The following is a 12,851-nucleotide window of genomic DNA, read 5'->3' on the forward strand; positions in this document are numbered from 1 at the left end:
CGACGTTTCGGTGTCGATCACTTGGTGGCGCCGGGCCTGGCCGTGAACAGCACCACCCCGAACACCGGACCCGCCGTGCTGCGCTCGTGCGGCACGAAGCGCACCTTGAGCTGGGTCTTGTTCTCGGTCAGCGCGCGAGGCAGCGGATATTCGATGTCGACGAACTTGCCGGGCGCATCGCCGCCGAGATGCTGCGTCGCGACTTTCACATTGTCGACCATGATGTCGAAGTCCCGCTCGCGCTCTTCGCCCCAATAGGTTGCCTGCAGGACGAGCGGGCCGGGCTTGGCTTTCATCGTGAATTCGAAGAAGCCGCCCGCGCGCGCGTCGCGTCCATTGCGATTGCGATAGCTGACCGGCCATGACTTGTCGGACGTCAGGCCATGGTCGTGCTCGGGCTGCATCTCGCCGAGATGGACGACGTCGACCGAGCGCGCCGCGATATCCTTGAGCCGCGCCTGTTCGGCGACATAGGCCGCTTCCTCGGTCTTCCACTCGCCTTCCGTGAAGCGCTTGAAATAGACCGCGCTGCGCCGCTCATATTGCTTGTAGAATGGGACGAAGGTCAGATCGCCAGGCCGCACCACGCCACTGGTGGTATAGGTCGCCGGGGTCGCGCCCGCGCGGAAGCCACCGAGCAAGTCGGCGCCGACCAGTGCCGGATCGGGGCTGGCCCAGTCGCCCTCGGTCGTGCCGAGGTCAGCCGCCAGCACCATCGGCCCGCGCAGGACCGCGATCGTTTTCTCGTCGCCGGGCGTCGCTTCGAGGCGAAGGTCGAGCGGCAGCGTGATCGCAACCGCGTCTCCCGCCTTCCAGCTGCGCTCGACGATGGCATAGCCGCCGGCGAAGCTGGGGCGTACCGGCCGGCCATTGACGGCCACCGCCGCCTTGCCCGCCGCCCAGCCCGGCACGCGCAGTGCGATCGCAAACCGGCCGGGCCTGGCGAGCTTGCCCAAGGTCAGCGTCGAGGTCGGTTCGAAGGGGTATCGTGTGTCGAGCGTCAGCTCGGCGCCGCGCGCACGCCACGTCGCGTCGGCGGGGATGTAGAGGTTGACCAGCAGCGCGCTCTCGCCTTCCCAGAAGATCGACTCGCCGTGCTTGGCATGACTCTCCATGCCGGTGCCGACGCAGCACCAGAAGGCGTCGTCGGCGGGTGTGGAGTAACCCCGCACGGCACCCGTCAGCAGCGGCGTCATATAGGTGAAGCCCGCGGTCTTGGGGTTCTGCGCCGCCATCACATGGTTGAGGTGCGCGCGCTCATAATAGTCGAACAGCGCGCCGTCCGGCTGCCAGCTATACAGCTGCCGTGTCAGCTTGAGCATATTGTAGGTGTTGCAATGCTCGCAGGTCTGCTCGGTGATATGGCGGCTGATCGAGTCAGGCTCGGAAAAATATTCCCGATCGGCATTGCCGCCGATGACGTAGCTGTAATGCTGCGTCACTGTCTGCCAGAAGAAGCGCGCAGCGGTCGCCTTGGCGGGTTCGCCGGTCAGTTCGTGGATTCGCGCCAGTCCGATCAGCTTGGGTACCTGGGTGTTGGCGTGGAAATTGGCGAGCTTGTCCTGTTGGGCAGCAAGCGGATCGAGCACCTTGCGATCGTACAAGCGCTCGGCGATCGCCAGCCACTTGCGGTCCCCCGTGCGCACCGACAGTTCTGCGAAACTCTCGTTGAGCCCGCCATATTCGGTGCCGAGCATTTCCTGCATCTGCGCATCGCTGAGCGCCGCGAAGACCGGCTCGAAATAGCCCGCAAGCGCGACCGCGACCGACAGCGCCTTGGCATTTCCCCAGCTGGCATGAATGTCGAGCAGGCCCGCGAAGAGTTTGTGGACGGTATAGAAGGGCGACCAGGCGCCGTTGAGGTCGAACCCTCCCGAACGGATTTCACCCTTGATGAGTTCGGGGAAGATCTCGATCGCGTCGACGACCGTGCCGTCCTTCCGCTTGCGCTGCATCGCGCCGATATAGCCGTTGCCGCGCGCCGCTTGCGCCGCCGCCAACTCGTCGACGATATAGTCGGCGCGGACCTTCGCCTGCGCATCGCCGGTCTGCTCGTGGATCAGAACCAGCGCCGACATGTAATGGCCGAGCGTGTGGCCGGCGATCGTGTCGCTTTCCCACCCGCCATAGATTTCACCCTTGGGCGCGAGCCCGGCATAGGCGCGGAAATTGTGCAGCAGCCGGTCCGCGCTCAGCCGCAGCAAATAGGTGCGGTTGACCTCGACCGCGGTCGCATAATCGGATGGCCGCAAGCGCACCGCGGAGAGGGGCAGGGGCTTGGCGTTGCGCGGCAATCCTGCTCCCCGCGCGATCGCGGCAAGACCGGCAGACGGCCCCGCCAGCGCGGCCAGCGCCGCCGCTCCGGCCATCAATTCGCGACGCGTGCTCTGCATATGCCATTCCCCGTAGAATACTGTATACGATTACTGTGTCTGCTCAGCGAGGTCAATCGCCGAACGCGGCATATGCTGCCGCAAGGATCCATACATCGAGTCCTGCAGAGGGGTGCAGACGCAATTGTCGCGGACCGCACCAAAGCGCTGGAAAGATGTCATTTTGATTTGGCATGCCTCCACGCGTGATGTTGTGCGCCCATCAGGCAGCCCGCTCCTCGGGCATGGCTGCGTTATGGATCATGGGATGATCATATACTGTATAATATTTGTTGACGCGGGAAGGGCCGCCTGCTGTAGACATTGGCGAAAGGGGGATTGCCGTGCCGTCTCGTGTCATGCCGCCCGTTCATCAGACCGCCCCCGGAAGAGCCCGCGCGGCACTCCTGCTGGGCGTGGCCTGCGCAATGATTCCCGCTGCGGCGTTGGCCGGCCCGACCGGTACCGCGCCCACCGTCGAACAGCGCTACAAGCTTGCCGACCGCTATCTCGGCGCCGGGATGCGTGCGCTGATCGTCGACCAGAATCTCGACGCCAGCTTCATCGACAATGGTAACGGCATCCTCTTCCGGCGCGGCGCCGCCGACAAGCGCGAGATCCTCTTTCTCGACTTGGCGACGCGGCAGGCGCGCCCTGTCATTGCCGAGGCGGCGTTGGCCGGCCTCCTGTCCAGCGCGGCCAGTAAGCCGGTCGTCCCGGCCGAGCTCCACCTCGAAGACCCCGAATATGACGTCGCGGCCGGCACGCTGAGCTTCGGCGCGTTCGACAAGCGCTGGATGCTCAAGAGCGACGGCACTCTGGCCCAAGCGGCGAAAGGTTCGCCCAAGGGCGACGACGCCACTTCACCCGATGGTCGCTTCCGCATCGTCGCCGAGAACCATAACCTCGTGGCGATCGAGCTCAAGACCGGCCGCAAGGTCGCGCTAACCACCGACGGCACGCGCGACAGGCCCTATGGCCGCGGCATCGCGGAGCTGTCGGATATCCTCAAACAGGGTACCGAAGACCCTGTGCTCCCGGTGTCGATCCGCTGGTCGCCCGACAGCAAGCGTATCCTGACCTGGCGGCTCGACACGACCGGCGTGCAGCGGCTGACCATGACGCAGGAAACCCCGCCTGGCGCCTTCTACCCGCGCAGTTTCTCCTACATCTATCCGCTCGCGGGCGCACCGAAGCTGCCGCAGGCGAGCCGCCTCGTGATCGACGTCGAGGACGCGCTCAAGCATCGCAAGGCGAAGGTCGTGCCGCTGCAAGTGCCGAGCGAATCCCTGCTCTACCCGGCGGACCCCGACATGGGGTGGTCCGCAGGCAAGGTGCGCTCGATGTGGGTCGAGCGCGGCTACGGCCAGCTCGTCGTCTATACGTCCGATCCGGTCACCGGTGCCTCGACGGTCACCGCGCGTGAGACGATGAAGCCGATCGTCACGGTGACCTCGAGCTTCCTGCAGCCCGCCCCCGAACTCGGCGGCGAACTCGACGTGTCGGAGCGCTCGGGTTGGGCGCAGCTCTATCTGGTGCGGCCCGACGATCCCAATGGCGGCGTGCCGCTGACCCGGGGCAATTGGGAAGTGACGGCGATCGAGCATGTCGATGCCGAACACCGCTCGATCCTGCTCACCGGGGTCGGCCGCGAAGCCGATCGCAATCCCTATTATCACGCGCTGTACCGCGTGAACCTGGATGGCACGCGGCCGGTCCTGCTGACGCCCGAACCGCTCGAACACGATGTGCATGTGTCAGAGGACGGCCGCTTCGCGATCGATGCGATGTCGAGCCCGACTGTGCCGACGCGCACCGTCGTGCGCGACACCAGCGACGGGCATATCGTGTACGAGCTCGGCCATGCCGACGCCTCGGCGCTGATCGCGAGCGGGTTCACCATGCCCGAGCCGTTCAAGGGCGTCGCGGCGGACGGCAAGACACCACTCTATGCGATGATCTATCGCCCGGCGAACTTCGACCCGACCCGACGCTATCCGGTGATCGATAATGTCTATACCGGGCCGACGATGCACGTCGTCCCCAGCGCCTTTGGCGACGCGCTGACGAATGGTCCGGCCAGCGTGGCGCAGATCGGCGCGATCGTCGTGGTGATCGACGCGACCGGCACGTCGCAGCGCGGCCAGGCCTTCCGCCTGCCCGCCTACCGGAATCTCGGCGAAGTCGGTCTGGACGATCATATCGCGATGATCCGGCAAATGGCGGCGCGCTACCCCTATATCGATACCAGCCGGGCCGGCGTCTATGGCGGATCGGCCGGCGGCTATGACGCGGCGCGCTTCATCCTGCGCCGCCCGAATTTCTTCAAGGTCGCGGTCGCGTCATCCGGCAATCACGACTTGCGGCTCGACAAGGCATGGTGGCCCGAAGTGACGATGGGCAATCCGGACCCGGCCGTGTGGGATCGCAATTCGAACATCTCCGTCGCGGCCAATTTGCGAGGCAAGTTGCTGCTGATCCACGGGGATATCGACGATAACGTGCCGATCACCGAAAGCTTCCGCCTCGGCGCCGCGCTGATCCAGGCGCATCGCAGTTTCGACATGGCAGTGCTGCCCAACACCACGCACCGCGTTGCCCAGCCCTTCTTCTGGCGCAAATTCCGCGATTATTTCGTCCGCAATCTGCTCGACGAAGCTCCGCCGGCCAGCGCCGAATTCGAAGACCAGACCGCCAGGCCAGCAGCGCTGGCCGCCGCAGCCAATCAGTGAGACCTCCGATGACTCGTTTCCCAATGTCACGTGTTTCGCTGCTGGCGCTGGTGGCGACGCTGCCGCTCGCCGCCTTGGCCCAGGACGGCAAGCCGACCAAACCGGTCTATCCGCCGATCGCGACGACAACGCTGCGGATAGGCACCCTGCAGCTTATCCTGCGCCGAGACACACAGACTCTCGCCGGCCTGTCGCCGCTCGCCGATCCGGTGTTCGACTTCGTCCCCGGCAAGCGCGAGGCCGAGCGCCAGGGCGACGGCTTCAACCATGTCGGCGACATCGATATCCGGCTCCGTATGGCCGGCGGCCAATGGCGCGACTTCGCTTCGGCACACCATCGCGCCCCGATCAAGCCGCTGCCGACCGGCGGCATGACCGTGGCCGCGGCGGATATCACCGCGTCGATGGGGAGCGACATCCCGCTGCGGATCGAGCGCCGCTGGGTAAACGTCCGTGGAGCCCCGGCACTGCGCTTCACGCTGGTCAACACGTCAGACGCACCTGTCGAGATCGGGGTGCTCGGCATGCCGATGGTGTTCGACAATATCATCGACGATCGCACGCTCGAACAGGCGCATGCCGAGGCGAGCTTTGTCGATCCGTATATCGGGCGTGACGCCGGTTATCTGCAGGTCACGCGACTGAGCGGCAAGGGCCCCGCTTTGCTCGTCCTGCCCGAGGGCCGCAGCCCGCTGGAGGCCTATGTCCCACTGCCATGGGACCGCGCCGCCCCCAAGGACACGACCTTCACCGAGAAGAGTCCCCGTAGCCAGACGTCGGAAGGCTTTTACGACTGGACCGTCGCCTCAAAGGGCTATGTGGACAAGGAATGGAGCAAGGCAGGAGCGCAATGGAATGTGCCGACCAGCATCATGCTGGCGCCGGGCGAGCGGCATGAGGTCGGCGTCCGCTTCGTGCAATCGCCCACTATTCGGGCGATCGAGGGCACGCTTGCGGCGCAGCGCCGACCGGTCGCGGTGGGCATTCCAGGCTATGTTATACCGACCGATCTGCGCGCGTCGCTGTTCCTGAAATATGCCAGCGCGGTTGCCAAGATCGAATCCTATCCGCAAGGCGCCCTGGTCGCGACGCCAACCGCATCGGCCAAAGGCTGGGCGCGCTACGATATCCAGGCGCATGGCTGGGGCCAAGCGCGGCTGAGCATCACCTATGCCGACGGCAATGTGCAGACGGTGAGTTACTACATCACCAAGCCGCTCGAGCAGGCGATGGCCGATATCGGTCGTTTCACCACGACCAGGCAATGGTTCGACGACAAGGCTGATCCGTTCCGCCGCGCCCCCGCAATCCTGTCCTACGACCGCGAGGCCGGCAAGATCCTCGCCCAGGAACCGCGTGTGTGGATCGCGGGGATGAGCGACGAAGGCGGCGCCGGCAGCTGGGTTGCGGCGATGATGAAGCAACTCGACAATCCTGATGCGGCCGAGGTCGGCAAACTCGAGCAGCTGGTTGACGAAACCGTCGTCGGCAAGCTGCAGGTGGCCAGCGGCGAGCATGCCGGCGCGGTCAAGAAGAGCATCTTCTATTACGACCCCAAGGAGCATCCCGGCTATTACGACCCGGCCGAGAATTGGCGCAACTGGACATCGTGGTCGCACAAGGATGCCGACGATCTCGGCCGGGCCTATAATTACCCGCATGTCGCGATCGGGCATTGGGTGCTTTACCGCCTCGCGCGCAACCATGCCGGGCTGGTGACGCGGCACGACTGGCGCTGGTATCTCGAGCACGCCTACGGCACCGTCACCGCGATGATGCGCGATGCGCCTTATTACACGCAGTTCGGGCTGATGGAGGGCGACGTGTTCGTCGACATCCTCAAGGATCTCAAGCGCGAGGGGTTGACCGCCGAAGCCGCCAATATGGAAACCTTGATGAAGGGCCGCGCCGACCATTGGAAGACGCTGCAATATCCGTTCGGCAGCGAGATGGCGTGGGACTCTACCGGCCAGCCCGAAGTGTACGCCTGGATGCGCTATTTCGGATACCAGCCACAGGCCGACACGACGCGCGAGGCGATTCTCGGCTACGATCCCACCATTCCGAGCTGGGGCTATAACGGCAATGCCCGCCGCTATTGGGATTTCCTCTACGGGGGCAAATTTCCGCGGATCGAACGGCAGATCCACCATTATGGCTCCACGCTCAACGCCGTGCCGTTGTTCGACGCCTATCGCGCCAATCCGGCCGACACGCATCTATTGCGCGTCGCCTATGGTGGCATGATGGGGGGGATTACCAATATCGATCGCGACGGCTTCGGTTCGGCCGCGTTCCATTCCTGGCCTGACCGCATGGCATGGGACCCCTATACCGGCGACTACGGCATGGGATTCTTTGGCCATGCCTATGCCGCGGCGACCTATCTGATCGACGATCCCACCTTCGGCTGGGTGTCGTATGGCGGGAACCTGACCAAGGCTCGCGATTCTGTCAGCGTCGTGCCCAGGGATGGCGCGCGCACGCGGCTGTTCGTGGGGCCGACGGGTACGTGGATCACGCTCGAGGCGGGCAAGATCGCCAATGCCGTCTATGCTCCGACGACCGGCACGATCACGCTGACGCTCGACCCGGCCAATGCCGCGACGCCTGCGGCTCGATTGTTCGTCGAGACCACCACCAAGGCCGGGCGGCACTACGCCACCACGGCTGGAACCGAAGAGCGCGGCGCCCGCACGATCGCGCTGTCGGCCGGGCCGACCATTGTCGTCTTGACGCCGCGCTGACGCCCCAGCCAGCGCCGCGCCAGGCTGCGTCACCGGGCAGTTGGCCGTGGCCCTCTCGCCGACAATAGTGCCAGTCCAGTATCAGCGCGCGCGTTTCGCGTTCCGCTGAAAAGGAAACGACACGCAACTCGCGCCGGCCGAATCGGCCGCGCGGCACCTCGAACATGTCCGGCAGGTCCATCGCGACGTCTTCGGCTTTCGTGAGCCGGACTGCGACACCGCGGCCCCGAACCCGGGCCCGTAGCTCCGACGCCACATCCAAGGAGGGGCCGCGACGTCTGTCGCAGCCCCTCCCAAATGCCCGAACAGCTACCGGCCAGTCATCAGAACCTGAAACGCGCGCTGGTCTGGATCGTCCGTGCCTGGACGCGGACACCCACCGGAAGCGCCTCGTACGCACCAAAATACGAGGCGGCATTATCGTGCAACAGGTTGGTGGCTTCGACGCTGAAGGTCACGAACTTGAATGGCGTATAGTTTATCGCCGCGTCGAGCCGGGACGTGGACCGGGTGTAGATCGAATATCCCGGGTTCACATAATCGATGCCGGTCTTGTACTTCGAACGATAATTGTAGGCGATGCGGGCGCTGAATACCGGCGTGTCATAAAGAAGCGCCAGATTGCCGGAATATTTGGACGTATAGGGTGCGTCATACAACCCTTGGGTATCCGCAGCCGCATCCGCATAGGCGAGCTGGAGCGACGCTTTCGGGATATAGGTGAAGTTTGCACTGATGCCGAAATGCTTCGCGAAACCGGGCAGGAAGTCGAAGAACGTATTCACCTGCCCCTCGAAACCGAAGATCTTGCCCGGCCCGGCGTTGCGCGGCTTGCCGACAATATACAGGCCGTCGGCAGCTCTGGGATTGGGGGCCAAGCCGACAACTGCCTCGCGTATCTCGGTATAATAAATGAACCCAGTCTGGTTCTTCAGGAACGTGCCCAGCGAGACCATATTGCCACTGCCCCAGTAATATTCGAGCGAGGCATCATAATTGTTTTCCTGGGTCGGCTTCAGATTCGGATTGCCGGCATAGACCCGGCCCGCCGTCGTCGCATCGAGGATGTTGACGGCCGAGCGCATGCTGTAAAAGTCCGGGCGCTCGACATTGTGGGTGTAGGAAAGGCGCAACTGGAGCTTCGGCGTGAAGTGCAGGATCGCCGTCGCACTGGGCAACAGGTCGACGTAATTCACCTTGCTGCCGGTCGGGATGAAGGCCACACCCTGACCATAATCGGGCGTGCCATCGGGCAGGAAAGCGTTCCATGCGTAGCGCGAGCTTACCGCCGTGCCCCAAGTGTTGACGTAGCGCAGGCCGATCGTGCCATCTACCGGGAAGGGCGCATTGAAGCCGTAGTTGAGCTGGCCATAACCAGCGAAGGTGCGCTCATGCTCCTTGAAGCTTTCGCCCGGGTCGGTGGTCGCGGGCTGGGACAGCGTCCAATCGCGCCCGGTGAGATCGGCGCCGTTGCCAATGAGGTAGTTCCGCATCGCGGTGAAATTGTCGAACAGGCTGGCACCGCCGAGATGGTACCAGGTCGGCGCGCCCGATATATCCGGCGTCGTCGCAGCGACGCTGATGCCGGTCGCGCTGCCGACCGCGTTCATCGTCGGCGCGGCGGCCGTGTTGAAGTAGAAGGCATCGCGATAGCCGTAATCGCGTGCGATGGTATGCTTGGTGAAGCGTGCACCGAACTGCACCGAGCGCACCAGGCCCGTCGCGCTGGTCTGGACGGTGAAGTCGAGGTTGGTCGCGAACATCGTATCGTTGTTGGTGCCGCGTTCATCGTGGATCTGGTACAGCTTGTAATTGGCCGGATTTCCGATGTCGGTATTCGGGTAAGTGACAAAGGGGCCGCCGCCGGGAACGTTGGGCGAATTGAAGTCGACATTGATCACGTTGCCGCCGGTAAGGCGGTACTGACTTTGGTCAAAATATTGGTGCAGATTTGACCAGTTATACTGGGTCCCAAAATTGATCTGAACCTTGTCCGAATGCCAGTGCGTCTCGAAATTGGCGTTGTAAGTGTCGCTCTTGGTCTTTTGATAGATGTTGAGCGGGCCACCTTGGACACCCTCGGGGCCGTTATTCGTGATCGTCACCGAACGGATTGTTCCATCTGGGTTGACGACGAGGTTACTATAGGAACCTTGATCGCTATTGGTCTGAATGCGGAGATTGTTGCGCTCGTCGTTCGAGCGAACGCCGAGATACGATCCTTCGAGGACGAAATCGAGATGCTCGTTCGCGCGCCACTGCCAGGAAGCATTAAGCGACGGGCGTTTGATCGATCCCGATTCAACGCCATAATTGATGGCATAGGGAATGATCGTGTCCTGCAGCGCAACGGGCAACTGCGCGTTGGACTGGCTGCCAGTGAAGAAGCCGATCTGCTGCGGCGATTCGCTGACGATGTAATTCTCGAAATAATTATTCTTGGTGTATGAGCCGTTGAGCAGGAAGCCCATCTCGCCGATCGGGGTGTCGAAACGCTCGGCGAGCAGCAGGCTGGCATAGGGGCTCTTGGTGTCGCCGAGATCCGAGAAGGTCTCGCGGAAACTGCCGGCGATCGTCAGGCCCTTTTTCAGATCGAGCGGACGGCGCAATTCGACGTTGACCGTACCGGCGATACCTCCTTCGACTTGGTCCGCACTGCGGGTCTTGTAGACCTGCACCGACTTGAGCAACTCGGCGGGGATATCGGCGAGATTGAGCGAGCGCGAGCCGGCGCTCGATGCCTCATTGCCATTGATCGTCGTCTGCACGTCGCTCAGGCCGCGAATGGTGACGCCGGTGCCTTCGCCATGCGAACGGTCGATCTGCACGCCCGACACGCGCGCAAGCGCCTCCGGCACGTTGTTGTCCGGCAGCTTGCCGACATCCTCCGCGTCCACCGAATCGACGATCTGCTTGGAATTGCGCTTGCGATCGCGGGCAGACTTCAGGCTGCCCCGCAAGCCGACCACGACGATGTCGTTGCCTTCCGCACCCACATAGTTCGCGGTGTCGGCACCAGTCGCGGCCGCCTGCTTGATGGCCTTGTCCCGCCGCCGCGCAGCCGCACGTTCCGCGCGCGCCTTGCGCCGAGCCGCGGCGCGATCGGCTTTACTGACGGGCTCTGCCGACGCCGCGGCCTGCGCGCCTGCGGTCAACGGCGTCGCCGACGCAGTGCCAGGAATGCTCGTGGCGAGCAGCGCTGATGCGCAGCTTGCAAGGCTTAAAACGACCTTCGTCTTCATCGCCAAATCCACCCCCAACTTTAGCAAAGGCGCTCCGCCGTGCTTCCAGCCAGGCATTATATGACATACAATATAAAGTATACAAGTTACTTGTCTGACATTTTAAGTGGAACGGAAAAGCAGAATTCGAGGCGCATGCGGCAGACGAAAATTGTCGCCCGCAGTTGGCGGAGCTCCCCCGATACCCGTCACGAATCGCCGATCGTCTCCAGGTGCATCAGGCGGATCACGAACGGGCTAAGCGCCATCACCACGACGCCCACGGCCATCGAGAACCACGCGATATTGGCATAGACGTGCAAGATCGTGTCCGGCCCGCCGCCGGCGCCGCCGGTAGTCTGCGCGATCAAGGCGGCGATGAAATTGCCGGCGGCGGTCGAAAGAAACCATGTGCCCATGATCAAGCCGGTCATGCTGGCGATCGGCAGCCGGGTCATCGACGACAGGCCGATCGGGGAGAAGCACAGCTCAGCCATTGAATGGAACAGATAGAGCAGGACGATGAAGACCGCGGGTGTCAGCGCACCGCCGCCGGCCGCACCGGCGACAAGCACGAGGAATCCCAACCCGACCAGGACCAGGCCCAGGCCAAACTTCAACGGCACATTCGGTTCGAGCCGCCGCCTGGCGAGCCAGTTCCAGGCCCAGGCGAAGACCGGCGCGAGCAGAATGATAAAGGCCGAGTTGATCGACAGGAACACCGATGCCGGGACCTCCCAGCCGAAAATCACGCGGTCGACACGCTCGTCCGTGAATATGTTGAGCGACGACCCGGTCTGCTCGAACAGCGCCCAGAACAGCGGACTGAGCGCCACCAGGAAGAGCGCCGCGAAGATCCGGTCGCGATCGACCGGCGAGAGAGTCCAGACCGATCGGTAGACGATGTAGCTCACCGTCAGCACCGAAAACACGATCAACAGCAGGCCGACAGTGTCCTGCGAACGGATCAACCACCATGACACACCGGTAGCGCCAATTGCCCCGAGATAGATCAGCGACTCTCGCGATAGTCCGGCGAATGCGGGCGCGGCCAGCCGTTGAGCCGAAGGCGGCGGACCCGCGCCGTGCAGGGCTTTCCGGAACATCACGAACACGACGAGTCCGAGCAGCATGCCGACGCCCGCGGCGCCAAAACCATAGGACCAGCCGACCGTCTCGCCGAGAATGCCGATGAAGATCGGGCCGAGCCAGGCCCCGGTATTGATCCCCATATAGAAGATCGAGAAGGCGGAATCGCGGCGGATATCGTCGCGGGCATAGAGTTGTCCGACCAGCACCGAGACATTGGCTTTGAGAAAGCCGGTGCCGACCACGATCGCCGCCAATCCAAAGTAGAAGCCGTTGAGATACGGGCCCTGCTCACCGACCCGCCCTTCGAACCCCGCGATCAGCAGGTGGCCGATGACGATAAAGATGCCACCGGCGATCACCGCCTTGCGCGCGCCAAGATAGCGATCGGCCAAATACCCGCCGATAACCGGCGTAATATAGACCAGCGAGGTGTAGGCGCCATACACGGCATAGGAATGATCTTTGGCGAACAGGAAGTGCTTGGTGAGGTAAAAGATCAGGATCGCGCGCATGCCGTAATAGGAAAAGCGCTCCCACATCTCGAGGAAAAATAAGAGGAAAAGCCCGAGCGGATGGCCGAGAAAGGTTCCGCCTCTCGTGCCGTTATCGACGACTGCAAACGCATCAGCCCTGGGCGGATCACTCGGATCTGGGCCGACCATTATCGGCAGCTCACGGTACGCGTCC

At 63.3% G+C, this 12,851-nt stretch carries 5 protein-coding genes; 2 read left to right on the plus strand and 3 right to left on the minus strand.

Annotated elements, in window-relative coordinates:
• Positions 1–17 precede the first annotated feature (17 nt).
• Positions 18–2,393 carry a beta-L-arabinofuranosidase domain-containing protein gene (locus AC1DQQ_RS18625; protein ID WP_478046266.1) on the minus strand — a complete coding sequence of 792 codons (2,376 nt, stop codon included), beginning with the start codon at positions 2,391–2,393 and terminating at the stop codon, positions 18–20.
• A 407-nt stretch (positions 2,394–2,800) separates the two neighbouring features.
• Here AC1DQQ_RS18625 and AC1DQQ_RS18630 point away from each other — a divergent pair, with 407 nt between their 5' ends.
• Positions 2,801–5,104: a S9 family peptidase gene (locus AC1DQQ_RS18630; RefSeq protein WP_478046268.1), complete on the plus strand. Its 2,304-nt coding sequence runs from the start codon at positions 2,801–2,803 to the stop codon at positions 5,102–5,104.
• A gap of 8 nt (positions 5,105–5,112) precedes the next feature.
• Positions 5,113–7,851 (plus strand): DUF5695 domain-containing protein, encoded by a 2,739-nt coding sequence (locus AC1DQQ_RS18635; protein ID WP_478046270.1) that lies wholly within the window; start codon positions 5,113–5,115, stop codon positions 7,849–7,851.
• 323 nt (positions 7,852–8,174) lie between these two features.
• Here the strand turns inward: AC1DQQ_RS18635 and AC1DQQ_RS18640 are convergent, their stop codons facing one another.
• Together AC1DQQ_RS18640 and AC1DQQ_RS18645 are read right to left on the minus strand one after the other, a co-directional pair.
• Complete coding sequence (locus tag AC1DQQ_RS18640) at positions 8,175–11,093, minus strand: TonB-dependent receptor (RefSeq protein WP_478046271.1); 2,919 nt, start codon at positions 11,091–11,093, stop codon at positions 8,175–8,177.
• 188 nt (positions 11,094–11,281) lie between these two features.
• Positions 11,282–12,826: a peptide MFS transporter gene (locus tag AC1DQQ_RS18645; protein ID WP_478046273.1), complete on the minus strand. Its 1,545-nt coding sequence runs from the start codon at positions 12,824–12,826 to the stop codon at positions 11,282–11,284.
• Positions 12,827–12,851: the final 25 nt, after the last annotated feature.

The sequence above is a fragment of the Sphingomonas sp. P4_G3 genome (assembly GCF_056401105.1).